Origin of the sequence: Leptospira stimsonii (genome assembly GCF_003545885.1) — a bacterium.
Taxonomy (GTDB): Bacteria; Spirochaetota; Leptospiria; order Leptospirales; family Leptospiraceae; genus Leptospira; species Leptospira stimsonii.
This window is the reverse complement of the sequence record NZ_QHCT01000009.1, coordinates 1-25,066: the sequence shown is the minus strand read 5'-3', so window position 1 is coordinate 25,066 and position 25,066 is coordinate 1. Positions and strand designations below refer to the sequence as shown.

Genomic DNA, 25,066 nt, shown 5'->3' with positions numbered 1-25,066 from the left:
TCTCTCACTCGAAAAGAGGAATCCATGAAACAGATCTTTGGTATCATTCTCATATCTGCATTCGTGAATTGTCTCGTCGTCGATTCCTTAGGTTTGGAAACAAGATATAAAGGAAAGGAAGCAAGACAAAAGATCGCCGATGCGGTAAACAAAGTCGCTTCCCTGCGAAAGGCCGCCGGCATCGTGGATACTCCGCTTGAATCGCTCGTCTTTCTTTTGGCTCCGGACTTTGCCGGTCTGGAAGACGACAAATACTATCCGAAAGCAAGAATCGACGATTGTGCAAAAAACATCGCCTCTCCGACCGGAGCGATCATTTCTCCATTGTTGCCGATGTTGTTCGACTGTAATCTCAAACCGGACGGAATTCTCCTACAAAACGATTGAGAAAAATTTTCTCTAAAAGGAGTTGACTTTTTTGTCGCAAAGTGTGCAATTACACATGTGTAAATGCAACTGTGTAATTGCACATAAAAGTTTCGGAGGCCTTTATGCTTTCTACATTGGATAAAACGGAATTATCTCCTTCCGGTATCTATCGAATCCGGTTCCAGGATTGTGATCCTTTCGGGCACCTCAATAACGCTCGTTATATGGATTACTTCTTGGAGGCGCGCGAAGACCATTTGAGGGATTTTTACGGTTTCGATCTTTTCGAACATTCTTCCAGAGAAGGGAAATCCTGGGTGGTGACTCGAACACAAATTGCCTATCTCGAACCCGCGAAACAGAGCGATCTGGTTCGTATCGTTACTCGATTGGTTGGGAAGAGTGACGGAGGAATTCGAAACGAGGATTTGATGTATGACCAAGCCGGAAAAAAATTAAAAGCCCTGATATGGATTGATTTTGCTTTCATAGATCTTAAAAGGGGAAGACCGACCCGGCACGGTGAGGAGTTGAATCAGTTTTTCAATTCCGTCCTCTATTCGGATTCGGGATTGCAGAACGGAAATTTTGAAGAGCGCGTTCGCGAAATGAAGCGGACGATGGCTCCTGGCTTAGAAGCCGTTCTCGTCTAAAATCAAAACGGAGAATTGTATGGTCAAAAAGGTGGAGTCGACGGTTTCGAATCGGAAGTCAAAAAAAGGATCTCTTAATCCGACTCGTGACGAACTTTTGACCGTAGGCTTGGGTTGTCTGAACTTCAATTTGAAGAGGGCCTCCCGAGCCATCGCACAATACTTTGATCACGTCTTAGATCCGGTAGGTCTGACTTCGGCCCGCTTTAACATTCTTATGACTCTCGGAACGACGGAGGGGATGGAACTTTCTCCGATGGCAGATCTTCTTGTTTTGGATCGAACGACTCTTCTTAGAAATTTGGAACCGTTGGAAACGTTAGGTTATATTCAGGATATTCCTTCGGAAAATAAGAGGGCGAGAAAAGTCGCGCTCACGGAAAAAGGTTGGGAAGCTCTTCGCTACGCTTACCCGGTTTGGAAAGTGGCGCACGATCGCGTCGTTCAAAATCTAGGAATTCCGGAATGGAAGTCGATCATAAAAGGTCTTAGAACGATTTCAAAAAAAAGAATATTCGAAAACAATTAAGTACGAACGGATTGGCTTTTTCTAAGCCAACCACTTTAGGATTACTTTCGTAAAATCTGCCTGTACTGCTGGTTTGCTTACGTAGTCGTCCATTCCGGCTTCGATACACTTTTCCCTTTCTCCGGAAACGATACCCGCTGTTAGCGCGATGATCGGAACTCTTCTTTCCATTTCCAATCCTCGAATCGCCTCTGTCGCCTCGTATCCATTCATGTTCGGCATCTGAATATCCATAAAAATCAAGTCCGGTATTGATTTTAGGCTTTGCTCCACCGCTTCCAATCCGTTGCGCGCTTCCACGATCTTGGCAGAAGGAAGAATTCTTGCGATAATGCTCTTGGTCAAAAGCATGTTGACCGGATTGTCTTCCGCTATTAAAATTTTTACCGCTTTTCGAATCGATGTGACCGCTTCGCCCGTTTTATTTTCGTTTTTTTGTAAGTTAGGTTTTTTAAGAATCTGGTTTCTTCCGATCAAATCGTAAAGTTCTCGAATATAAATCGGCTTTGTCATCACTTCCTGAATCCCGACCTTCTGCGATTCTTCGATCGTGTTTGAATCGTCTGAAGCGCTACTCAACAAGATGATTGGCTGTTCTTGTTCGGTGACGTTGAGTTTTTGCCGTATGATCTTTGCGGTTTCCATTCCGTCCATGAAAGGCATATGATAGTCGAGTAGGATGAAGTCATATCGATTCCCGCCGGCGACTTTTTCTATCGCCTCGGTTCCGTTTTTTACGAGTTCGCAGGGTATATTCGATAATTTTAACATTTCTTCCAGGATCTTCCGATTGTTATCGTTATCGTCCACGATCAAGATGTTTTTTACGCTTTCATATCTCGGCCATTCGTTGGTCGGATTTGAATCCAAAATTTCCATCGTAAGATCGAAGAAGAACATACTTCCTCTCCCAACCTTGCTCTCGAGTTCCAATTTACTTTTCATCATCGCGAGAATTTGATTGGAAATGGTTAGTCCTAATCCGGTCCCTCCGAATCTCCTCGTGGTCGAAGCGTCCTCTTGGGAAAAGGCGTCGAAAATTCTTTTTTGGTTTTCCTTCGCGATTCCGATACCCGTATCGCGTACCGAAAATCGAATTACGGATTCTTTTTCGGAAATCATATTTAGAACTTCGATTCTAAATTCAATTTCCCCTTCCTCCGTAAATTTGATCGCATTGCTGAACAGGTTTACGAGAATCTGCCTCAGTCGAACGCTATCTGTGTTTACGAATTTTGGAACCGATGGAGATATGTTTACGAGTAGCTCCAAATTCTTCTTGTGCGCTTGAAATTTAACCGTGTTTACTACTTGACTTCCCAATTCCCAGACATCCGTCATCTCGTTTGAAAGTTCGAGTTTTCCGGCTTCAATTTTAGAGAAATCTAATATATCATTGATGACTTCCAGTAATGATCCCGCGGATTGATATACGGTCATCATATATTGGTGTTGGGTCGGATCCAGATTTGTACGGAGTAATAGATCGGTGAATCCGATGATCCCGTTCAGCGGTGTTCTGATTTCGTGACTCATATTGGCTAAGAATTCGGATTTCGCTCTGCTCGCCCTTTCCGCAAGAATTTTCGCTTTTTTGAGTTCTTCCCTTTGCAGACAACTTTCGGTGATATCTTGCGTAAACATCATGAGGCCGCCGATCGCTCCATCCAACTGATACCAAGGTCGAACTTCCCATCGCAAATATTGATCTTGCTCCCATCCGGCCGGTCTCCATACGTCCTCATCGTTTTTAAGGACTTCTCCGGAAAGACATCTCTGATGAGTTTCTTTCCATTCCTTTGAGATGTTCGGAAAAACTTCGTAATGGGATAAGCCCAATATGTCTCTGCCCTGGAGATGATAATCCGCGAGCCATCTCTCGCTGACCGCGATATATTTGATTTCGGTATCGAACATCGCGACCGCGGCGGGAGCGTGTTCGACGAATGCGAGCAATCTTGATCTCTCTTGAAAGAGGGCGATCTCGGTTTTTTTCCTTTCGTCGATGTCGTATAACGCTCCGTAAATTCTTACACAAACTCCGTTTTCAAATTCCGCGTTTGCAACCGAACGGACCCAGAGTTCATTGCCTTTGTACGTGACCAGTTGCATTTCGATATCATAGGGAATTCCCTTTGAGATGAGATTTTCAACGGCTTCCTTAACCATCGCGCGGCTTTCCCCTTCCTTTACGAAACGAAGTCCGGTTTCGATCGTAGGTTCGAAGTCGGGAGGAACCTCGTGCATTTCTTTCGTAACCGCCGACCAAGTGCCGACTCCGGACCTTAAGTCCGCGGCCCAAGCGCCGATTCGAACGAGGCGACTTGTTTGTTCTAAAAGACCTTTTGCCTTGATCAGTTCGCTTTCGAAATTCTTACTTTCCGTGATGTCGTACGTAAGAATCATTACGGAATAATCCGGAAGATTCAATGGTACGGCAGTAACTTTGGTCCAAATGATCGACCCGTTTTCGATTTGAATTCCGACTACTTCGTCTTTAATAGCGAATTGTCCGGTTCTTGCACGAAAACTGGGAAGTTCTTCCGGTGAATAATACGAACCGTCCGCTTTAAGATATATTCTATTTTTATAATATCCTTTTTCCAAACTGATATTATTGATTGAGACGATCTTTCCCAATGCCGGATTTACTTTTACGATTTCGTGATCGTGATTCAGTAAAGTCACTCCGATGGGTAGCGATTCGAAAAGAGTGCTCAATTCGATTTCGCTCTTTCGTAATTGTTCCGTCGTCTCTCGGATCGAAGTGATGTCGCTGACGATCACGAAAAAGCCGGACGGTTTTCCGTTCACAAGATTCGGTATGTACTGCGCTAAAGAGTGTTTGTGGGATTTCCCGTCCGGCATCGGAATTTTTCGTTCGAAACTCTGTATTTCTCCCCGAATGGCTTTTTCCATATAGGGAAGATTTTTTTCAAAAAGCGATTCTCCTAAAACCTCTCGAATATGTTTGCCGTATATTTCCTGAGGTTTCATTCCGAACCATTCCAAATAGGCTTTATTCGCAAATCGATTGATCAGATTCGAATCCCAAAAACCGATAAGAGCGGGTAATGAGTCCAAAATCGAATCGAGTGGTCCGCGAAGATTTTTTGATTCCTCCGGAGCGAAGAGTTTTTCGGAAATGTCCAATCCGCCTAACAAAAGATAGGCGACTCCTTGCTCGTTTTTTACGGTCATTAAATTTGTCTTGAAAGACATTTCTTTCTCGTTGCGGTAAAAAGAAAAAAGTTCTTCGCGGTCTTCCAAACCTCGTTCTTTTATATTTAGGACGAATTCGGAAATTTTTCGGAGGCTTTCCTTCGTAAATACTGAGGACGGGTCGTTCGGAGTTTGTCTGAGGCCGAACGTTCGTAAGAATTTTTTATCAAACCAAAAATTCTTCTCCGAATTCAGATCTAAAATCCATAACCCATCCATCGCCTGGTTTTGAATCCAATCGAAGAAGGAAATATCGTTTTGAATCCGGAGACGGAGTTCCTGTTCCAGGGAATTTTGCATATCGTAAAATTGGACGGATGAGACCAGTTGTATAGGTCTTCGGGACTTTATAAACCGAAAAAAAAAGAAAGGTCAAGTTAAAATCAGGTTCGCAGTTAGCTTTCATTGCTTCGAAAGATTCCGAATTTACGTTTCGAGTGACCTTAGAATTTCGATCATCTTTCGGAAAGGGTGGAATGCATTCTCTTATAATTCCTTTTTGTTCAATCTATGTCAAATTCACGCATCTCATGCGTTCTTTAGAGGTGAAATTTCTTTCAACGAGAATCAAAACCGAAATATCCTTTTCACGTTTCCCAAGGTGCCCATTTATCAAAATAATAAATAGAATTTTTTAAATTCAAGAGAGAATATTCAAAAAATCGAATTTACTTTTTGTGATTTATGAGTATTCTTGTATAGGTCTCATTTCGCGCTCGAATATTCGGCGTATTTGATTTAGGTCTTGGAATGTTAGAACGTTAATTCCTTCGTATTAGAATACTCCGATCTTAATCGGAAATGGTTCGTGGGAATTATAAAAAAAATTATTTCCAATGAAATCAAGCTTTGCTTCCGTATGATTGCGAATAAAAATGGTTTCCCGATTTCGTTAAGCTTATGATTCGTTTTAGAATACCTTCTTTCCTGATGCCGCCCGTGTTTTCAGATACGGAGAAGGATTTTTCCGTTCGTTTGATGTACGGGATCATGATCGCCTGTTTGGCGGTCGCTCTCAGTTATAGGATTTTGCACCCCATTCTCGCGGAAAAGCCGAAGGCGATCTACATAGCGGCCTATCTCATTCCGGTCGCGGTTCTTGTATGTCACATCATCGCTAAGACCGGAAGACTATTGCTCGCGGCGCATGTTATGATCGGAATCGAATGGTTGGCGACGTTCGGGATCATGTTTCGGGAAGGGGCGACTCAAACGGTAGTATTTCCGTTTAGCCTTGTGTTGATTTTAATTTCCGCTCTACTTTTGGGAACCAGAGCCGTTTATTTTTACGCGACACTCTCGGTTTCTCTGGCGATTCTCAGCGAGTATCTGATTCAAAAGGGAATCATTACTCCGGTGGAAAGTCCAACTGGTCCATGGTCCGTTTTGATGGGAGAAATTTCCGCGTTTATCCTCGTCGCCATTCTGATGAGATACACTCTGCTCGGTTTTAAGAAAGTCAAAAGAGAACTCTCCGACGTTCAACGTTATGCGAAATTGGGAGGCTGGAGTTTGAACGCGGAAACGTTAGAGCTGACGTTGACGAAGGAATACCAGTTTATTTTGGGAGATTCTACAGCGATGGAATCCGTCAACATGTCCTTCTCATCCTTTGTAAGTTCGTACGTTGAAGAGGAAGACAGGGTAAAACTCCTTTCGTTACTCGCCGAATGTTTGACGCATAGGGATGATCCAAATTATACGATCGAGTTCGTTTATCAGATCAAAAGGATCGACGGAAAAAATCGTTTTCTTTCCGTAAAGGGAAGATTCCTTAATTCGTTTCTCGCATACGGGACCGCACAGGATATCACCGAAAAATATTTGGCGGAAGAAGCTCTGCGACCGACGCAGGAGATTTATTCCAAAGTGTTTACTTTGAGTCCGATTTCCACTACGATTTCAACGGTGGAAGAGGGAAGATACATCGAAGTCAACGATAGCTTTGTGAATTTATTCGGATATTCTAGAGAGGAGTCCATCGGAAGAACGAGTACCGAGTTGAACATCTGGCCCGACCCGAAAGTTCGCGCGGATTATCTGGAAAGATTGATTCGGGAAAAAATTCTTCTGGACCAAGAGTTGATTTTGAGAGCGAAGGACGGAAGAGCCATTCACGCGGAATGTTATAGTATGTTCGCCGAGATCAACGGTAAACTTTGTGTGATCAATCTGGTGAAAGATATTTCGGAAAAAAAAGAGGCCGAAGCATTGCGAAGGTTGAATAAGGAAATTTCGGATCAAAAAGAATTGATCGAAAAACAAAAACAGGAATTGGAAGAGATTCTCCAGAACTTAAAAAAAACCCAGAACCAGTTGATCGTTTCCGAGAAGATGGCCGCCTTAGGACAGTTAGTCGCCGGTATAGCGCATGAAATCAATAATCCGATCGGAGTGATCAAGGCGGCGAACGATTCCATTCAGAATTATTTCGAACATTCTACGGACCGATTGTCCCGTCATTCGGATTTGATTCAAGGTTTGGATATTTCCTTATTGAAGGAATTGTTCGCTTTTATGAACAAAGGCAAAAGAATTCACGAAATCATTTCTCCAAAGGAAGCTCGTCTCAAGATCAAGGAGCTGGAAGTAAAACTCAAAGAAAGGAAAATCGAAAATGCACATTCGGTAGCGCAGGACTTGGTCGAGTCCGGTTTGGAAGATGCTCTGGAAGAATTTCCTAAGTTATTTTCCGGGGAACACGTTCCGATTCTTTTCAACTTCGCCATGGAAGAGATCCAAGCTTCGAAAAGTTCCAGGCTGATCGATATGTCCGTGAATCGAACGTCCAAGGTTGTTTTTGCGCTTCGGAAATTCGCTCATTTCGGTTCGGAAGGAATTAAAACTTCCGTAATCCTCTCGGAAGGTTTAGAAACCGTTCTTACGATCTATCAAAATCAATTGAAAACGGGAGTGGAAATTCATAAAAATTACGAGGAGGTTCCACCAATTCAAGGTTATGCGGACGATCTCATCCACGTTTGGACGAATCTGATTTACAACGCCGTTCAAGCGATGTCATTCAAAGGAGTTCTGGGGATTGGGATAAGAAGGAGCGGCGAAAATGAAGTCGAAGTGATCGTGTCGGATTCGGGACCCGGGATTCCGCTTGTGGTTCAGGATCGAATCTTCGAACCTTTTTTTACTACGAAGGGGCAAGGAGAAGGTTCCGGTCTCGGTTTGGACATCGCACGTAGAATCATCGAAACACACGGAGGTTCGATTCGTTTTGAGACTTCTCCCGCCGGCACCCGGTTCTTTGTTCTTCTTCCGATCGCTTAATTGAGTGTAGGCGAAACCTTAGTCATCGGATGAATCGCAAATTTTCCAACTGTTCCGACAAAAACAATTAAACCGAAAGATGATTGAAATCGGACTTGAAGTCCGATCCGAATAGAGTTTCGGAGGATTCTCGTTCTTCCAGGATTGGAAATTCGGGATTTGGAGGCGATTTCGTTCGGGAAAGAAAAACGTTCGTTCTCGATTTCCATTTTCAAAGTTTATTATAAAAATCGAATTTAGTTTCGGCTGAAATTCCTCTGACTTCGAGAAAGAATTTGGATCAAAGGATTCTTTTTTATCAGAATCGGAAACGATTAACGAACGAGGGTTTTATCGTTCGGGAACATTCGATTCTTATCTCTGATGATCGCTAGAATATCGTCGATCGCGAATAGATCTCTGGTTCCTCGTTTCATTTCGAAAGGAGCCTCATAAAGAAGACCCAGGAATTCCAAGGGCGCTTGTTTTGTAAAAACGATATCGTCTTGTCTAACCTTTCTCACCACGTTGAGTTTGATTTTTTTCCAACCTTCAAAACTAAGATGAGTAATTAGTATTTTCTTAACTTCTAAAGTAGAATCTCTTAACAAAACGTAAAGCGACGCTCCGGATCCGGAGGAATAGACGTGAAACTGAAATTCCTGAACGAAACCGCGCGTCCTCCAAGGAGATTCCCAGAGTATTTCAAAAGACTGATTTTTATCGGCGGGCACTTCTAAAAGAAGACTTTTGGAAGAATTCCTCTCGGGACTTAGGAGAAGGGAGGAAGTTCTTATGTCAGGATCGTATTCCTTCGCCAGACGTGTCTTTAGATTCTTCTTACTCCAGTCTTTCGTTTCAAAATCCTCTACGACCACTTGTTTCCAAATTTCCGCGGGAGATTTTTCTTGAGCGTCTAAGGAATTGGGCAATTTGAAAAAAAGAAGCATCCCTAAGAGAACGTAAATTGAAAGTAAGTTCTCTCTCCTTGAGAGGAAGGATTTTTTTTTCATAGAATCGGTTGACACGCTCCTTCCAAATGTTTCCACTATCCGAATATCGTCAAAAAACTAATTAACCGAATTCATAGGAGTGTAAAATGAAGGGTTCTTATCTTGCAAGACTCGCAATCGCTTTTTTAATGTCCTTTTCCGTGGCTCTCGTCGCACAGGAAGATCTGGACGAAAATTCTACCCCTCAGGCAACGACCCAAGGGCAAACAGGGGCGACAGCGCCTGCGGCTACCACTAAGACTGCGGGAAACACTCAAAGTGATGACGTAAAGAATGCAGATCTTTATGTGAACTCTAAAAGTTCTTTTGAAATTTCCGCGAAAGACGATTCCAGCACCGTAGATTATATTGAATACAAGATCGGCGACGCTGATTATGCAAAATATACTTCTCCGATTACGATTCTAAAGGAAGGCGTAAACCGTCTTACTTATAGAGCTGTGGACAAGGCTGGAAACAAAGAACCTGCGAAGGCTCTTGTCGTGGTCGTGGACAACACAGCTCCAACCGTTAAAATCGCTCCGAGCGAAATTCTCTACAATCTCGACGGATACAATTACGGTTCTAAAAACGTAACTTATACGATCACCGCGATCGACGGACTTTCCGGAGTCAAAGAAGTGAAGTATTCCATCAACGGCGGGGATTTGAAAACCTATGACAACCAGCCGATTAAATTGGAAAAAGCCGGCGTCAATCTAATCAAGTATTCCGCAGTCGACAATTCCGGAAATGCAACTTCGGAAGCGATTCTCGTGGTTACTCTCGATGACGTAAAACCGGAAGTTGAAATTCAAGGAAATACTCCTCTCGTCATCATCGACGGAAAAACGTATTCCAGAAAAGGAAACTCTTTCACCATCAAAGCGTTGGACGGACAATCCGGAATCAAAAGAATTCTGATCAAAGTCGACAACGCTCCTGATTTTGTTCCGTATGCGGAATCCATCGTAATCGATTCTCAAGGAGAACACACGATCGAAGCTAAAGCGGTGGACAATGTAGGAAACGAAAGTGAAACAAAAAAAGTCAGCTTTTCCGTGGACGTAAATCCTCCGACTACGCAGATTCGTAAGGTGGATGCAAGCTCGAACAGCAACACACAACCTGCTCCTCAGCCTCAACCAGCAAAGCCGGCGACTCCAGCTCCTGCTAAAAAGTAAGAATTAAAAAATCTTACCGATGACGAAAAAGCCCGGAATTTTCCGGGCTTTTTTATTTTCCGCGCATCCTTTCCGGAACTGTAAAGGATATGGGACTATGGAAATTCTTAGATTTATTTCTTCCTTCAACTTGCGAGTTTTGCGGAAGATACGATTTTTTTTCCTCTAAGATCGGGGTTTGTAAACTCTGCCACTATGAGAATCGAAGTCCTGAAATTTTTCAGGGAGTCGAATGCGGAGTATGCAAAGAATGGAATGTAGAATCGGAATGTTCTTTTTGTTCTTCCAGAAATTTATTCTTCGAAGAATTAAAATTTTTAAGAAGTAGAACTCCTTTCCTCGCGAAGGTCATGAACTACGTTAAATTTCAGTCCGTTTATCTGCTCTCAGTATATCTTTGCCTTGGTATGAAAAGGAAACTTGTTTCTTGGAAAAAAATTTCCTTTTCAGGAATCATCGTCATGCCTTCTACAAAAACAAAATGGTACCAAAGCAGAAAAAAAAGGCCCTTTGAATCCTGCGATTTTGCGTCGAAGAGATTGCAAAAGATTCTTCCGTTTCCTTTTATCGATCCCGTCTTAAAAATCAGCCATGAAAAACAGGCGGGGAAAAGTTATGCGGACCGATTTATTCACGCGAGACTTGCCTTTCAAATCAAAGAAGAGTATAAAGGAAGTCTCAAAGGCAATTATCTTATCTTGGACGACGTGTTCACAACCGGGGCATCTGCAAACGAAATCGCGAGAATTCTCCTGGAAAACGGCGCGACTTCGGTCCGAGTACTGACCTTGATCCGAACGGAGGGCAAAGGTTCGAAATAAAAAGTAGGTTACAAATGTTTAGTATGTTATAATTTGACCGGAGCTGAAGATGGAACCACGAAAAATCATTCATGTCGATATGGATGCCTTTTATGCTTCCGTGGAACAAAGGGATTTCCCGGAATACAAAGGAAAACCGTTGATCGTAGGTGGTCCCCCCGGAAGTCGATCCGTAGTCGCGGCCGCTTCTTATGAAGCGAGAAAATTCGGGGTTCGATCTGCGATGCCTTGTTCTCGGGCCGCGCAGTTGGCTCCCCAGGCGATCTTTGTATTTCCTCGTTTCGAAGCCTACAAGGAAGTTTCCAGACAAATCAAAGAAATCTTTTTAGAATACACGGATCGAGTCGAGATGTTATCCTTGGACGAAGGTTATCTCGACGTTACATTCAATAAAAAGAATATTCCTTATGCGGTTACGATCGCGAAGGAGATTCGAAACGAAATCTTAAAACGAACGAACCTTACTGCGTCTGCCGGCGTCGGAAATTCAAAGTTCATCGCAAAGTTGGCTTCGGAAAAGAACAAACCCAACGGGCTAACGGTAGTTCTACCGGAAGACGTGGTTTCCTTTATCGAACCTCTTCCTGTGAGCAGTTTTCACGGAGTTGGAAAAGTGACCGCTCAAAAAATGGATGAATTGGGAATCCGTACCGGTAAGGACCTGCGTACAAGAAGTGTGGAAGAACTCGTTCAACATTTCGGTAAAATGGGAATCTACTATTATAAAATTTCGAGAGGAGAAGACGACAGAGAAGTGGAATCCTCCAGAGAACGCAAATCGCTCGGGGCGGAAATTACGTTCGATCAAGACCGAATCGAAAAAGAAGATCTCTTCAATCAGCTGAAATACGTCGCCGGAGAAGTGGAACGAAGATTAAAAAAAAGGGATTTTTCTGGACGAACCCTGACTTTGAAAATTAAATTTCACGATTTTACTTTGAAAACAAGATCCAAAACTTTGCCCGAGATGATTTTTTCCGCGGAAGACCTTTTCAAAACGGCTTCGCCGCTTTTGGAAGAATTCATCGAAACGAAGGATGGAAAACTTGTAGCAAATAAAGCGATTCGACTCTTAGGAATCAGCCTTTCTCATCCGAATTTTGTGGAAGAGAACGAACCGAGTTTATTTCCAGCTTTATAATATTCTAAATCTTGAATCCTATTCCGAACAAGATCAAAGGTTCTCCGAATTGATAGGAATGTACAGATCCGTTTAAAATCGTTTTTCTGAATTGAGCGGTAAGACTAAAAAAATAAGAATCGAATTCCAATTGAAAACCCGTTCCGACTATTCCCGCGCCGTAAATCAATTGCCGTGAATAAATTCCGCTCTCGTAACTTTTCCCGATCCCAAAGCCAGCCTGAGCAAACCAAACGATAGAATCCGAAATCGGAATCATATACTTTACGCTCGGTAAAAGAGAAATTGTCGAAATGGTAAATGCGGATCCGGAAGATCGGTTCCCTTCATACTCGCCAGAGTTTGTATTAAAACTTTGATTCATTGTAGAAAGGAAAGCTAAAGTTTGGTATTCCGGAGTCTGATTCAGACTTACATTCGTCGCGATCGCGGTCAAAGGGGAAACCCCGGTTTTCGGAAATAGAAAGTTGTTATGCTCCAAGGAAAGAGAAAACGATAAGTTCGGACTCCGGCGATATTCTCCCTGTATTGCAAAGGATTGAACCTTTACTGTATATTTTTTTTCAAGATAAGGATCGATATAGATCGCGGTCGTCACAAGGTCCGTCAGTGTATAATGGCGATTTAGATCCATAGGTTCCGAAACACGAGAGTTCCATTGGGAACCGACCAGCGAGAAATAGAATTTTTTGAATTTTTTAGGATCTTGAATTTCTCCTTTTTTAATTTCGGAAACTAAAATTTTTTCCACGAGTTGAAGGTCTATCTTTTCGACATGACCGAATTCGTCTTCAACCAATACATGATCTTCTTTTAATGTAGTTTTAACGTTTTTTAAAGTCGAACCGTCCTTCAAAACCACTGAATTTCCGAATATCAATTTCGGGAGAACGATCAGAATTAAAAAAAGAATCCAGGCAAGAATTCGAATTCGAGAAGCGATAAAAAAATTCTTCATGAAGTCCTTTGATTTAAAATGAAATGGATTCCACGTCCTCGTTCTTGATCACTTTTTTCTTTCCATCGATCTCGAGCACATATTCGTTTTCATACTGAATGAGATTTCCTTTTAACTCGGATCCGTCCTTCAACTTGATCGTCTTGTTCCCTAATCGAACGGGCTCCTCTTTTTTCAGTTCCTTTTTTTCCTCGACGACTGAATTTTTTTTCCCGTTTTCGATTCGAATCGGTTCTTGATTTTTCTTTTTTACTTCGGGAAGTTTTTTGTTTCCGAGATTTTGTGAAAGTGTTTCCAAGTCCTCGAGGTCCTCCGGGGTCAACCGATTCGTTCTGCTTTCTTTGAGATCGAGGGAAAGATGATTTCTAATTTGTCCAAGGTCGTTCTGGATTTTTTTGAGATCGGCCGTCTTTGGGTTATTTTCGGAGGTTAAGAATAGGATCGAGTCCGCGGAGGGAACAAAAGATTTCGTTTCCAAAGAAGAATCGGAAAGTGTCACCTCTTTGATGTCGTTTAATAATTCCTTGTTATTTTCTTCAAAAGATTTGACCCAGGCTTCTTTCGACTCCGATAAAAATGGAAGTATATATCGAACGCCAGAACGAAGAACGACGGAACCGTTCCAAACTTTGATACTTCTTCCGTTTTCTAAATCTTCGATCAAAACTTTTGTACCGAGCAATTCGATCTGAGTTCCGTTCCAATAGAGTCTTGTTTTTCCGGTAGAGTGAAGCGTTTCGTTTAACAAAAACTTTCCCTTTTCAAAAAATATGGAAAGAGATTCTTTCGAATCGTTTGATTGAGGAAGATGTAGAATTCGTATTTCCGAGTTCGGGAAAATTTTAAAGTGAACGGACCCCCGCGTAAGGAGGATTTTGACGTCACAAAAAGAATTTTCATCCAATCGGATCGGTTCCCTTGTTTGGATCGTTTTTGCGTCACAAGCGCCCAAGGTCTGGATGGAAATGGAATCCGGTCTTTTGGAAAATTGAAATCTTAGAATAAAATAGAGGGAAGCGATCAACGGAATGATTGCGGCTAAGAGAAGAATTCTATTCTTAAAAAGTCTTTCCGTAAAGGCGCTTCTAGGAGAAATATTTTGTTGTTCCGATTCAGATTGTGCGAGTGCTTTTTTATGAAACCTTAAACCCTCCTGCATTCTGTTATAGTATTCGTATCGTTCTTTTAAAGATGGATCCTCATCAACGATTTGATTCAATCGTAAAGTCTGCTCTTTCGAAATTTCACCGAAGAGGGCTAAAGACATGAGGTCTTCGAATTCTTCTAATCGATCGTTTCTTTCCATCTTTACAAAGCCACTTTTCTTTTTTCTAATTCTTCTCGGAGGAGGTCCAAGGCTCTTAATAATTTTCTGCTCACGGTTCGAGAAGAAATATTCAACGCCTGAGAAGTTTTTTCCAAAGTATAGTTGTTGAATTCTTTTAAGAGAATAATACTTTTCTCCGGTTCCGGTAGGGAGGAGATTACCTCCCTCAATTCTTCCTCCAGAATTCTCGTTTCTAGATCCTGGATAAAATCGTCTTTTACTCGGAGCGATTCTAATGATGAATTTTCTTCAAGGGCATATTCCTTTTTACGATTTTTACGATATGTGAGATACGTATTTTTTGCGATCACCGCGGCCCAGGTGTAAAAACTTCCCTTCTCTTCCGAAAAATTCGGAAAAGCGCGGTATAAATTGAGGAACACCTCTTGCGCTATGTCTTCCACTTCATCGGGATCTCCGGACAGATATCGAATCACCTTGTAAATCGCATCCTTGTATTTTTGGTAAAACAGAGAAAAATCGTGATCTTGACTTAACTTCATCTTAACCTTTTAAAAACAAAAATACAATTGCACATTGATAATAAGATAGACGAAAACAAAACGAATGAAATTGCGAAGGCGGATTTCTACGTTTTAATTTTGAGTTTTTTTGCATATCTCTCATTCCTTCGGGCTCAATGAAAGACTCTGATTTGTAAGGTCATAGAATGGACGTCGTTTGATCGAGTCATAATTATTTCTGCTCCGCACGTTTTATCATTTGAAAAAACAAAAAACGATCCCCACTCCGCTTTTGCGGGGCTTGGAGATCGTTTTATAATTCGTAAAATTGAGGGCGACATTAGAAGTTTGTTCACTTAAAACACCGAAAGGAGCACAAGGCTCCTTTCGGTGTTTTAAGGTTCCGATAGATCGATTCTTCTATTTTGAGAGCCGATTCAAGGTGTTATTCATTTATATACTCGCTCAAAATGGTCGGCAAGTGAAAGATCACGTTTCTTCTTGCAGGGTTCGTTAGGTTGTCATTTCCATCGGTCGCGTTCGGTCTATCGGCCGCATCGAGCTGTGGAGAGAAGACATTGTCGCCGCCACTTGAGTCCCAGAATAAAACATTGTCCACAGAAATGTTAAAAAGAAGATTCGATTTGCCTGGATTCGAATTATCTAAACTCACGATGAGAATGTAAGGGGTCGTAGAAGGGACGCCGTTCATTGCCGCCGGAGCTTTGAATCTCAACTTTTGATTGGCCGATGTGTAATTTACTCCTGCAACGGATGGAGGATTTAAGACTGAGTTCGGATTGGCAAAGTAATTGATTCCCGGAATCGAAAGGAAAATACCCGAGGACGAGTCGATAGCGGATTCATAAAAAGAGCAGGCGCTGGTTAAGTTTTCTCCCGGTTGAAGCAGTTGCATAAAAATAAAACTGGCAGAGTTTGCAAAGGAGGCAGGACAACCCGATCCGAATATTTTTGTGCTAACTTCCCCTCTGGAGAGTAAGGATTGGGTAGGAGTGTTCAAAAGCAAATCTACATAGCGATACGAATTTTCAGGAACGTCTTTGGGTTCAAAATAGTAAGAGAAACTTCTTACAACGATTCCGATTCTATCAAACTCGGAACTTAATTCGGAAGGAATCGGAGTGATCGGAAGAGATGCGGATTCCGTCGTAACGCTTCCTCCTTTTAATGCGACTGGCATAAATCCTCCGCAAGGACCGAAATCCGGAGCGCCAACTTGACCGCTTCCGTTTGCTCCCTCTATTTTAAATGGTGTAAATGCCGCGTTTTCTAACGTTTCGGTTCCTGGAGCCGGTCCGCCTTTTGCCGCCGATTTATAGGCTAAGATTCGACAAACTTCCATCGAGACGGCGGAAGGAGTTAAGAAATGATTTGAGAAAGCGTCTGCGTCTCCGTAATTGAGCGGATCATCTCCGGCCAAGTCGCTTAACAATCCGGAAGCGTGAGGACCTACTATAAAATGGGAAGAATTCGCAATGCGAGCGGCGGCCATCGTGTTTGCGGTCGTGAGTTTGAACTCCGCTTTAGAACCGAGACTCATTCCCAGCAACGCCAATAACAGATTATTTTTATCATCCTTTTTTTTAGAACCACAGCTCATCAAAAGGATGGATACGGAAATGAATGCCACAATTTGCTTTAGGTTCCGTTTTGTATTCTCTCTATTTTGTTTCATCGTGCAAAACCTCCAATGAAATCACGAAAGAAATATAGAGAAAGTCGATAGAGAGTGAGACAGGTTTTGTTAAAAATAAGAGGAAAGAAGCTGGAGATTTTGCGGAGATTCTATTAAAAAATCAAAGCATATTATAAATATACAACTGCATATTCGCACGAAATGTAAAAAGAGAGGATTCGACTTTTGCGCCTGTTCTATTCGAATGTCTTATTTCCATTTTTCTAATATTCTCAAGATGTCGTTTCCGAATTTTTCGACTTTGGCGGAACCCATTCCTCGGATAAGGGAAAGGTCTTCCGGAGTTTCCGGCATCGCCTTTGCGATTTCTGCAATCACCGGATTTTGAAGGACCATAAACTTTTTCCACTTTCTTCTTCTTGCTTCTCGATCTCGAAAGTTTTTGAGTTCTTGTATTACGTTTTTTGCGGGAAGATTTTTTCGTTCTTTTTCGACCCCTTCTTCTTTTTTCCTGCGGGGAGTTTTTACGATTACGGTCGACGCGAGGATGAGCTTCGGATATTTGTCTCCGAGGATTTTAACTTTTTTTTCGGTGATCCATTCGTCTAGGATTCGTAAGATCGCTTCTTCGGGTATGGAACGAAGAGATCCATACATCGGAGTTCGATCCAGTTTTTTCCTAAGAATCTCGTTCGAGCGCGAACCTCTCAGGACTCCGGCGATCATTCTTTTTCCGAATTTTCCGGGAATGAGTTCGAGCAATTCTTCGATCGTTCTTAATTCTTCATTAGAAAAATCGTATTTTTCTTTTTGTTCTTTTTTTTGTTTTTTATCTTCTTCTCTCTTAAAAAACTCGTCTCTTCCCGAAGGCGAAAGTTCTTCCTCTGATTCTTTTTCCAAGCAGATATCACAGGTTTTGCATTCGGAAATTTCTTCTCCAAAATAAGAACAAAGAGTTTGTTGTCTGCATCGATTGGAGAGCGCGTATTCTTTAACGTAAGAAAGAAGAGTCTCTCCTCCTTTGCGGTTGGATTCCTTTCCTATGATAAAACTCTGCGTAACAAGATCCGAGGGATGATAGAATAGAATACAATCCGAATCTTTTCCGTCCCTTCCGGCTCTGCCGGCTTCTTGATAATAACTTTCCAGAGAAGCGGGCGTTTGATAGTGAATCACCATTCTTACATCCGGACTATCCAGTCCCATTCCGAATGCGTTCGTCGCGACGAGGACGTTCGTCTTTCCCGTGGAATAACCGTCCTGCGCTTTTTCTCGACTCGAATCGGTTCTTCCCGCGTGATACTTTCCCACTTTGAATCCGTTCTTCTTTAGAAAATCGTAAACCGATTCCACCTTTTGTCTCGTTGCGCAGTAGATGATGGCTCTTCCGCTCGTCGATTTTTGAAAATTTCCTTTTATCAGAATCTTTAAAAGTTGGCTTTCACGAAACGTTTCGTTCTGGGGAAAAAAAATGGAGAAGTTTAAGTTTTCCCTATAAAAACTTCCCTTGATCAGAGAAGGTTCTTTCAGCCCCAAAGAATCGGAAATGTCTTTGATGACCCTTTGCGTCGCTGTGGCGGTTAACGCGATCACCGGAATCTTTTGCGGAAATTTATCCCGTAATTCGTAGAGCTTTCTGTATTCCGGTCGAAAGTCGTGGCCCCACTGGGAAACACAATGAGCTTCGTCGACCGCAATTCTTTTGAGCGGGAGTTTGGGAAGAATTTCAAGCACCTGTCTGCTCAGAGCTTTTTCCGGTGATAAGTAAAGAATCTGAATTTTTCCCGTGGCGGCTCTGCTAAGAATTCTCAACTGTTCAAGGTCGTCTTGGGTCGAGTTGCAATACTCCGCGGTGATTCCCTTCGCTTTGAGGGAATCCACTTGATCTTTCATGAGAGCGATCAGTGGAGAGATTACGAGTGTGAGAGAACCTTCTTCCAGGAGCGAAGGCAATTGATAGATGAGGGACTTTCCTCCGCCGGTGGGAAGGATGACTAACGTATCGTTTCCGTCTAGGACGGACTCGATGGCTTCCTTTTGACCCTTGCGGAAATTCTGAAGTCCCCAGACTTCTTTGAGTGCCGATTCTAAGTCTTTAAACTTCTTTTGTACTTCTGAGTTCATGGAATCCGTTTTTGTAAATTTCTTTCTTTGGATTTGGAACCGGGTTTATCGATTTATATATATTTCCTAAAAGAAACGGATCGATTCGTTGATTCGATTCCGTTGTTTGTAATTATCCCATCCCTTTGAACGGAGTCCGAAACCTTTGTCTTCACAAAAGACAAAGGTTTCAATCCTGGTTTCGAATCTTACGATATAAGAATCGAACCGGATGTAAGGATTCTAATAACGTGGATTCAACGGGAGCGGGTTCATCCAGTATCAAGGAGGCTAAAATCTCTGCACCCAAAAAAGAACTCAAAATTCCTCGGGAACCCAAGGCTCCGAAGACAAAAAGTCCCGGAACGGTTTTTAGATTCGGATACGATTTGTTTCGATTTCGCGGTAGATCGATTCCTTTGTATTCTTTCGTAAATTCCTGTGGTAAAACAACCGGGCCTAAAATCGGGTAACGATCCGGTGTTTGCGCCCGAAAGCCGACCTTTTCCGAAAGAACCGATTCTTGATTCCAATCCAGACTCGGATATTTTTTTTGCACGTATCGTACGAGTTCTTCCGTGTCCTTTGGTCTCGGCTTCGGATCGAGATCGAATTCGTCAAACGTGGAGCCGAGGATATGTTCTCCTTCGATGGAAGGAGTTAGATAATGTTCCGCGCAGAGAATGTTTGGAAGTCGAGAAGAAGATCCTGTTTCTTTTAGAACCAACAATTGTCCTCTGACTTTTTTGATCGGTAAGAATGCCTCTCCTACGATGGGGTCGAGTAATTCTCCAATTCCATAAGAATTGCAGAATATAACGGAATCGGAATGGAGTTCCTCCTCGGATTCGGAAAACGTTGTTTTCCAACCGGACCCGCTCGGCTGAACCGCAATCGCGGTTTTTTGAACGAATTCTATAGAAGGTCGGTCGATCAATCGTTTCGCCAAGGAATTCGGTTGTGTCCAAAACCCTTTTGGAAAAAAGATACCGTCCCCCATTTCTTTTTCCAAATCGCTTTTATTTTGAGGATCGTTCGACGTTCTTTTCCAAGTTACGATCTCTTCGGAAAGGCGATGATTCTCCAATCCTCTTTCGAGTCTTTCGGAACTCATTTCCTCGGTGACTCCGTGAAAAAGACCGGAAGTTTTGAATTCTTTTGTATCCGCAAAAGAGGACAGAAATTGTAAAGCGTATCGAAAGGCGCGTAACGTGAAGAGGCTTGTCGGAGTCGGGATCTTTGTGATATGCGGATGGGAAATCGCTCCCGGAATTCCGGAGGCCTGGTTTGCGATGCCCGACGGATCGATCAACGTAACTTGTACGCCACGTTGGGAAAGGGAATACGCCAAAGCGGCGCCTGCGATTCCGGCTCCGAGGATCGTCGCGGTTTTCGTTTCTCGACGGAAAAAGGAACGTTTACACCAAGGTTTTTCTTTGCTATTGGATTCTTCGCTTTCGGTTTCTTTTGGAGAATACGTTCCTACGAGCATTTCTCTTTTTCTTCCAAATCCAGGTCGTTTTTCAAGTTCGAATCCGCAAGCGGTCAAAGAATCCCGAACCATTCTCGCCACGGTGAAGGTGGCGAACGTCGTACCCGGTTTGCTAACGCGTCTTAGGTGGATCAGAATCGATTCTTCCCACATATCCGGATTTTTGGAAGGGGCGAATCCGTCCAAGAAGATCGCATCGACTTTGCCGGATATTTCGACTAACGCGTTCGCTACGTCGCCTAAATACAGGGTAAGATGAATCCTTCCGTTTAGGAATCGGAAATAATTCATCCCTGGAATCAGATTCTCATAGGAAGATAGAAATTCTTCCTGAATCGTTTGAAGTTCGGGAAATACGGAAAGTGCCTTGGAAATTTCCTCCTTGTTTAAAGGAAACTTCTCGATGGAAATGTAATGAAGTCGGAAACGATTCTTGTGTTCGGTATATTCTTTCCAAGTCGTTAGAAAGTTGAGTCCGGTTCCGAACCCCAATTCTAAGATCGAAAACGATGTCCGAAGTTTCGGATCCGCCCATCTTTGTGCGAGGTTGTTTCCTTCGATGAACACGTGTTTGGTTTCTTCCAATCCGTTCTCTGGTGAAAAATATATATCTCCGAATTGTTCCGAGACCGGTGTTTGATTTTCTTTCCAGGATAACATTAGATTCGAGGAGGTAATGGTTCCGTTTGTTTCGGAGGAGAAGATTCTCGCGTTGGACCGCTGTCTCTTCTCAAGGATTCTTCCGGGGAAGGACGAGACAACTGAATTTCTTTTCGAACTCCGATTCGGTACGTATCCATCGTAAGATAAAGATCAGGAACGGTTCCACCTGCGGACGTGGGGATCGTCTGTTTGATCGGATCATGCGCCGAAGAAAGTGTGGAAACTTCGAAATAAAGATACGTGTTGTAGAAAATGGAATCTTCCAAAAATCTCCCGATATTGTATTCGTATAATAATTTTAAACCGGTGACCATTCGTACTCGATTTCTGGAAGAAGATACTCTCACGTTTCTTTCCAATACGTCGAAGTCATATACGCTAAATCCGATGTTGACTCCGGCTCCCAGATTCCAATTTTGAAATTCTACGAAAGCGAGGTAGATCGTCGCATACGCCTGATAATCCGAATAGAGATATTCCGACTTGCGTCCAAAAGGATCGGGAAGCGGATACAGTCCGTAAGCGGCGAGCTCGGATACGTTCGTTGCGACTCTTCCATCGTCCGGAAAATTTAAGAGGTTTCCTCGAAAGGTTCTCGGCGCAGTAAGAGTCAATCCGTAAGCCATGTAGTTAAGATATTTTAAATATCCTTCGAAAGGAGTTCCCGGAATTCTTCTCGGAATCGAACCGATCGTATAAAAGGGAACGGACTTGAACGGATCGTGATTCACGGTTCGATCGGAGGCGGCGGGCTCCTTACTTCCGGCGTTGGAACGTATGACGTTTTCCAATGGGCTGTAGTGTGCGGAAAAGGAAAGTCTCGTCGAATCCACGCCGCCTGTCAGTACGATCGTTTCAAAAAAAGATTCTAAGGTTCTACAAGAAGAATAGAAAGTGAAACATGTTAAGAGAAGTGAGAATCGGATCGTTCTCCGGATCAATCGGAAAAGAACGTTCCATCGGGAATTTTTCTTAGAAAGGCTCCTCATTTTTTGGTTCTCATACGATTTGAAAAAAAATGAATCCAAGAGGATCCTTGACCGAAGTGTTTGGAAAAAAAAATCTGGTAAGAAGGCATATGATCGAGATCGGTTCTAAAATTCCAAAACGATATCCGGTTTCTCTGGCTCCTATGATGGACTGGACCGACCGTCATTTTCGTTATCTTCTCAGATTGATTTCCAAACATACCTTTCTTTATACGGAGATGATTCATACGGGTGCGATTCTTCATGGAGATCGAAATCGATTCTTATCTTACAATCCCGAAGAATTACCTCTTGCGATTCAGTTGGGAGGCGATCATCCGAGAGCCCTCGCAGAATGTTCCAAGATCAGTGAAGACTACGGATATTCTGAGGTCAATCTGAATGTAGGTTGTCCGAGCGATCGTGTGCGAGAAGGAAATTTCGGAGCTTGTCTGATGGAAACTCCGGAGAAGGTCGCGGAACTCGTAGCGGCTATGGATGCGGCCGTTTCGATTCCCGTTACGGTTAAGTGTAGAATCGGGATTCCTGGAAAAGAAAGTTTCGAGGATCTTTGTAGATTTATCGAAGTCGTAAAGGAAGCGCGTGTCAGACGATTTATCATTCATGCAAGAATTGCGATCTTAGGCGGTCTTTCTCCCGCACAGAATCGACAAATTCCTCCTCTGCGTTATGCGGACGTGGAACTAATCAAAAAAATGTTTCCTGAATTGATCGTTGAAATCAACGGAGGAATTCGGACATACGATGAGATCGAAGAACGATTGAAAAAGAACGACGGTGTGATGATCGGAAGAGCGGCGTATGAAACTCCTTATCTTTTTTCGGAGATCGATTCCCGATACTTCGGGGATGATTCTTCTTCTTTGAGTCGAAGGGAAATTCTCGTAAGAATGCAGGATTATATCGATCGTCAACTCGGGAGCGATCCAAACACAAAGCCGCATTTTATTTTAAAACATCTTCTAGGATTGTTTCACGCGGAAAAGGGAGCGAGGAGTTATCGAAGGATTCTTACCGAAAGAATGTTTTCCCATTATACATCCGATCTCCTGTTCAGAGCGTCTCATGAAATTTCGGATTCCGCGTTAGATTTCATTCCTTCTCCAAAAAAGGGTTTCAATTCCGATGAACTGGAAACCACAATCCTTTCTCTTTAACGGTTTCTTTATTCTTTCGTTTCCGATCTAAATTTAACTTTACAGCCTTGTTCGCAAAGTTAGTTTGATCCCCTCTTTTTGTATGAAACCGATTTTATTCGGACTACTCCTATTATGTCTAATTGCCTCCGCTGTAAACTCGGAACCGATCGATCCCGAAAAGGTTCAGCTTTTAAGCGAAGGATGGGAATATTATAACGAAGACGGAAAACGTTATCAGAGTATTCTTCCGGGAGTGGGTTTAACGAGCCAAGGTTTGGAAATTCCGATGAAAGGCTATTATACGATTTCGTTCGAATATCCGAAAACGTCTCCTTCCGGGTCCCAGGGAATTTTCTTAGATAGAATCCAATCCGCAGATAGGGTTTATTTTAACGATAAGCTGATCGGAAAAACGGGTGAGATGGATCCATATTCACCGGCTTGGTTTCGAAGTCGTTTGTATAAGATTCCTCTGGAATGGATCGAAAGAGGAAAGAAAAATACGATACGAATTGAAATCGAATGTCAGGAACTCGGATTTCACTGCGGAATTTTTAGAACGATTCCCAAGTTAGGCGACTTTGACGAGCTAAAGGACGCTTTGATACAGGAAGATGCGTTTCAGCTCGTGTTGATCGTTTTATTCTTGGGTGTGTTCTTACAACAATCGATTTCGTATTCTCTCAATCGTTACTCGAGAGCGAGCATCTTTCTGGCTTTTTCAGCCGTTCTCTTTGTTTTTTGGAGATTGCCTCTTCTTCACAAAATGCACTACATAGACGTGCCGTTCGGACTTCTGTCCCGTTCCTTTTTTTTAGCGCAGACGGTTTTTCCGATGTGTATATTATATTTTTTGTATGCTTTGTTTCGAAGAAAAACCGGAACCGCGGCAAAGCTGATCATGAAGTCGAGTTTGGTCATCGGAGCCTTACATCTTTTGGAGCTCGACGGAACGCAGAGAGTTTTGCTCGTGTATGCATGGGAAGGAATTTTATTCTCCATGTTCTTATTGCTCGTTCCCATTTTTTACGCGGAATTGAGAAAGAAAGTTATGGAAGCGTTGATCATGGTGGGAGGAGTGGGACTTCTCGCTATTTTTGCGATCGTCGACGTAGTTCTGGATAACGTTTCCGGAAAGAATATGTTTCTATCCCAATACGGATTCTTCGCCCTTTTGATTTCCGGAGCGGTCAGTATATCGTATCAGAACGCGAGGGCTCATTCCGAACTCAAAAAATTAAACACGACTCTGGAAGCGAAAGTGGACCAGAGAACAGAAGAGTTAAAAAAACAAAATCGGATTCTTCACGAGGAATTGGGAATGGCCGCCAATTTGCAGACAAGATTGATTCCTCAACTCGACGGAAGAATCCATCGTCTTTCCGTGAATTCGGTTTATATTCCCGTGGATCAGGTCGGAGGGGATTTTTTAGATTATCATATTCTAAATGAGAAAAAGGTAATGTTTATTCTCTGCGACGTGTTGGGTCACGGGGTCGCGTCGGCTCTGGTTTCTTCTATGCTCAAGGTTTCCTTTTTGGAATTGAGTCGAAAGATGGAGGAGCCTTCGAAGATTCTTTCCGAATTGAATAATCGGATGTTTCAGGTTTTGGAGAAGAATTTTATCTCCGCCTTTGTCTGTTTATACGATCTTGAAAAGGAAGAATTTCGATATTCCGTTGCTGGACATCCGCCGCCGGTTTTGATTCGGGAAGATCCCGTAGAACCGGAATTCCTTAAGGGAAGGGGAATGATTCTCGGAATGTTAAAAACGATCGAACCTGAAACCTATACGATCGCTCTAAAAACCGGGGATCGATTTTTCTTTTATACGGATGGTGTTACGGAAGCGCTTAGCCCAGAGAGAGAAATCTTCGGTGAAAGACGACTTCTGGAAGTATTGAAGAATAATTTTTTTCGAAATCCGAGAAATTTAAACGAAGAGATTTTAGCGACGGTGCGCTCTTTTTCCTCTTCTAAGATTCCGGACGACCTGACTTACTTGACCGTGGATATATTGTAGAAATCCTTTTCTTACATTCCACACCCTGCAAAAAGCGGAACCCATCCCTTCCTCCGGAACGTCTTGGGTCCCAGCTTCT

At 42.8% G+C, this 25,066-nt stretch carries 18 protein-coding genes; 9 read left to right on the top strand and 9 right to left on the bottom strand.

The features are described 5' to 3' along the window. The first annotated feature begins 24 nt into the window (after positions 1-24). The 3 genes from DLM75_RS21135 (at position 25) to DLM75_RS21125 (ending at position 1,551) form a co-directional block, all read left to right on the top strand. Complete coding sequence (locus DLM75_RS21135; protein ID WP_118970495.1) at positions 25-387, top strand: TIGR04452 family lipoprotein; 363 nt, start codon at positions 25-27, stop codon at positions 385-387. A 104-nt stretch (positions 388-491) separates the two neighbouring features. Continuing rightward, positions 492-1,022, top strand: coding sequence for an acyl-CoA thioesterase (locus DLM75_RS21130; protein WP_118970494.1), 531 nt, complete (start codon positions 492-494; stop codon positions 1,020-1,022). A 19-nt stretch (positions 1,023-1,041) separates the two neighbouring features. Further along, positions 1,042-1,551 carry a MarR family winged helix-turn-helix transcriptional regulator gene (locus DLM75_RS21125; RefSeq protein ID WP_118970493.1) on the top strand — a complete coding sequence of 170 codons (510 nt, stop codon included), beginning with the start codon at positions 1,042-1,044 and terminating at the stop codon, positions 1,549-1,551. A 21-nt stretch (positions 1,552-1,572) separates the two neighbouring features. On the opposite strand, the gene DLM75_RS21120 is transcribed toward DLM75_RS21125, so the two are convergent. After that, positions 1,573-5,073 (bottom strand): response regulator, encoded by a 3,501-nt coding sequence (locus tag DLM75_RS21120; RefSeq protein ID WP_118970492.1) that lies wholly within the window; start codon positions 5,071-5,073, stop codon positions 1,573-1,575. A 600-nt stretch (positions 5,074-5,673) separates the two neighbouring features. Here DLM75_RS21120 and DLM75_RS21115 point away from each other — a divergent pair. Then, complete coding sequence (locus tag DLM75_RS21115) at positions 5,674-8,055, top strand: PAS domain-containing sensor histidine kinase (protein WP_241548010.1); 2,382 nt, start codon at positions 5,674-5,676, stop codon at positions 8,053-8,055. A gap of 314 nt (positions 8,056-8,369) precedes the next feature. On the opposite strand, the gene DLM75_RS21105 is transcribed toward DLM75_RS21115, so the two are convergent. Beyond that, entirely contained in the window at positions 8,370-8,984 is a 615-nt protein-coding gene (locus DLM75_RS21105) for a flagellar filament outer layer protein FlaA (RefSeq protein ID WP_429945551.1), read from the bottom strand. 149 nt (positions 8,985-9,133) lie between these two features. Between DLM75_RS21105 and ompL47 the strand changes: the two genes are divergently transcribed. The 3 genes from ompL47 (at position 9,134) to dinB (ending at position 12,172) form a co-directional block, all read left to right on the top strand. Continuing rightward, complete coding sequence (gene ompL47, locus DLM75_RS21100) at positions 9,134-10,210, top strand: multi-beta-barrel domain surface protein OmpL47 (protein WP_118970488.1); 1,077 nt, start codon at positions 9,134-9,136, stop codon at positions 10,208-10,210. 89 nt (positions 10,211-10,299) lie between these two features. Beyond that, entirely contained in the window at positions 10,300-11,031 is a 732-nt protein-coding gene (locus DLM75_RS21095; protein WP_118970487.1) for a ComF family protein, read from the top strand. Between the two features lie 49 nt (positions 11,032-11,080). Next, positions 11,081-12,172: a DNA polymerase IV gene (dinB, locus tag DLM75_RS21090; RefSeq protein WP_118970486.1), complete on the top strand. Its 1,092-nt coding sequence runs from the start codon at positions 11,081-11,083 to the stop codon at positions 12,170-12,172. A 4-nt stretch (positions 12,173-12,176) separates the two neighbouring features. On the opposite strand, the gene DLM75_RS21085 is transcribed toward dinB, so the two are convergent. The 7 genes from DLM75_RS21085 to DLM75_RS21055 all read right to left on the bottom strand — a co-directional run bounded on the left by DLM75_RS21085 (position 12,177) and on the right by DLM75_RS21055 (position 21,825). Beyond that, entirely contained in the window at positions 12,177-13,130 is a 954-nt protein-coding gene (locus DLM75_RS21085; RefSeq protein ID WP_118970485.1) for a hypothetical protein, read from the bottom strand. A gap of 13 nt (positions 13,131-13,143) precedes the next feature. Next, positions 13,144-14,436, bottom strand: a complete 1,293-nt coding sequence (locus tag DLM75_RS21080; RefSeq protein WP_118970484.1) for an anti-sigma factor — start codon at positions 14,434-14,436, stop codon at positions 13,144-13,146. A gap of 2 nt (positions 14,437-14,438) precedes the next feature. After that, on the bottom strand, positions 14,439-14,960 hold the full coding sequence (locus DLM75_RS21075) for an RNA polymerase sigma factor (RefSeq protein WP_118970483.1): 522 nt from the start codon (positions 14,958-14,960) through the stop codon (positions 14,439-14,441). A gap of 406 nt (positions 14,961-15,366) precedes the next feature. Further along, on the bottom strand, positions 15,367-16,617 hold the full coding sequence (gene srpA, locus DLM75_RS21070; RefSeq protein ID WP_167731799.1) for a sigma factor sigX-regulated lipoprotein SrpA: 1,251 nt from the start codon (positions 16,615-16,617) through the stop codon (positions 15,367-15,369). Between the two features lie 210 nt (positions 16,618-16,827). Next, a complete protein-coding gene (locus tag DLM75_RS21065; RefSeq protein ID WP_118970482.1) occupies positions 16,828-18,702 on the bottom strand; it encodes a RecQ family ATP-dependent DNA helicase in 1,875 nt (624 codons plus the stop codon). Positions 18,703-18,871: 169 nt separating this feature from the next. Continuing rightward, positions 18,872-20,833 (bottom strand): bifunctional tRNA (5-methylaminomethyl-2-thiouridine)(34)-methyltransferase MnmC2/FAD-dependent 5-carboxymethylaminomethyl-2-thiouridine(34) oxidoreductase MnmC1, encoded by a 1,962-nt coding sequence (gene mnmC, locus DLM75_RS21060; protein ID WP_118970481.1) that lies wholly within the window; start codon positions 20,831-20,833, stop codon positions 18,872-18,874. Continuing rightward, positions 20,833-21,825: an LIC10647 family lipoprotein gene (locus DLM75_RS21055; protein ID WP_241548009.1), complete on the bottom strand. Its 993-nt coding sequence runs from the start codon at positions 21,823-21,825 to the stop codon at positions 20,833-20,835. The genes mnmC and DLM75_RS21055 overlap by 1 nt, the downstream gene beginning before the upstream one ends. Before the next feature lie 89 nt (positions 21,826-21,914). On the opposite strand from DLM75_RS21055, the gene dusA reads away from it, so the two are divergent. Together dusA and DLM75_RS21045 are read left to right on the top strand one after the other, a co-directional pair. Continuing rightward, positions 21,915-22,982 carry a tRNA dihydrouridine(20/20a) synthase DusA gene (gene dusA, locus DLM75_RS21050; protein ID WP_118970480.1) on the top strand — a complete coding sequence of 356 codons (1,068 nt, stop codon included), beginning with the start codon at positions 21,915-21,917 and terminating at the stop codon, positions 22,980-22,982. An 82-nt stretch (positions 22,983-23,064) separates the two neighbouring features. Then, on the top strand, positions 23,065-24,987 hold the full coding sequence (locus DLM75_RS21045) for a PP2C family protein-serine/threonine phosphatase (protein ID WP_241548008.1): 1,923 nt from the start codon (positions 23,065-23,067) through the stop codon (positions 24,985-24,987). Positions 24,988-25,066 lie beyond the last annotated feature (79 nt).

Excerpts from the sequence above, each read along its gene's own strand:
- DLM75_RS21135 (WP_118970495.1), top strand. The coding sequence starts at position 25 with ATGAAACAGATCTTTGGTATCATTCTCATATCTGCATTCGTGAATTGT.
- DLM75_RS21130 (WP_118970494.1), top strand. The coding sequence starts at position 492 with ATGCTTTCTACATTGGATAAAACGGAATTATCTCCTTCCGGTATCTAT.
- DLM75_RS21125 (WP_118970493.1), top strand. The coding sequence starts at position 1,042 with ATGGTCAAAAAGGTGGAGTCGACGGTTTCGAATCGGAAGTCAAAAAAA.
- DLM75_RS21120 (WP_118970492.1), bottom strand. The coding sequence starts at position 5,073 with ATGCAAAATTCCCTGGAACAGGAACTCCGTCTCCGGATTCAAAACGAT.
- DLM75_RS21115 (WP_241548010.1), top strand. The coding sequence starts at position 5,674 with ATGATTCGTTTTAGAATACCTTCTTTCCTGATGCCGCCCGTGTTTTCA.
- DLM75_RS21105 (WP_429945551.1), bottom strand. The coding sequence starts at position 8,984 with ATGCTTCTTTTTTTCAAATTGCCCAATTCCTTAGACGCTCAAGAAAAA.
- ompL47 (WP_118970488.1), top strand. The coding sequence starts at position 9,134 with ATGAAGGGTTCTTATCTTGCAAGACTCGCAATCGCTTTTTTAATGTCC.
- DLM75_RS21095 (WP_118970487.1), top strand. The coding sequence starts at position 10,300 with ATGGGACTATGGAAATTCTTAGATTTATTTCTTCCTTCAACTTGCGAG.
- dinB (WP_118970486.1), top strand. The coding sequence starts at position 11,081 with ATGGAACCACGAAAAATCATTCATGTCGATATGGATGCCTTTTATGCT.
- DLM75_RS21085 (WP_118970485.1), bottom strand. The coding sequence starts at position 13,130 with ATGAAGAATTTTTTTATCGCTTCTCGAATTCGAATTCTTGCCTGGATT.
- DLM75_RS21080 (WP_118970484.1), bottom strand. The coding sequence starts at position 14,436 with ATGGAAAGAAACGATCGATTAGAAGAATTCGAAGACCTCATGTCTTTA.
- DLM75_RS21075 (WP_118970483.1), bottom strand. The coding sequence starts at position 14,960 with ATGAAGTTAAGTCAAGATCACGATTTTTCTCTGTTTTACCAAAAATAC.
- srpA (WP_167731799.1), bottom strand. The coding sequence starts at position 16,617 with ATGAAACAAAATAGAGAGAATACAAAACGGAACCTAAAGCAAATTGTG.
- DLM75_RS21065 (WP_118970482.1), bottom strand. The coding sequence starts at position 18,702 with ATGAACTCAGAAGTACAAAAGAAGTTTAAAGACTTAGAATCGGCACTC.
- mnmC (WP_118970481.1), bottom strand. The coding sequence starts at position 20,833 with ATGTTATCCTGGAAAGAAAATCAAACACCGGTCTCGGAACAATTCGGA.
- DLM75_RS21055 (WP_241548009.1), bottom strand. The coding sequence starts at position 21,825 with ATGAGGAGCCTTTCTAAGAAAAATTCCCGATGGAACGTTCTTTTCCGA.
- dusA (WP_118970480.1), top strand. The coding sequence starts at position 21,915 with ATGATCGAGATCGGTTCTAAAATTCCAAAACGATATCCGGTTTCTCTG.
- DLM75_RS21045 (WP_241548008.1), top strand. The coding sequence starts at position 23,065 with ATGAAACCGATTTTATTCGGACTACTCCTATTATGTCTAATTGCCTCC.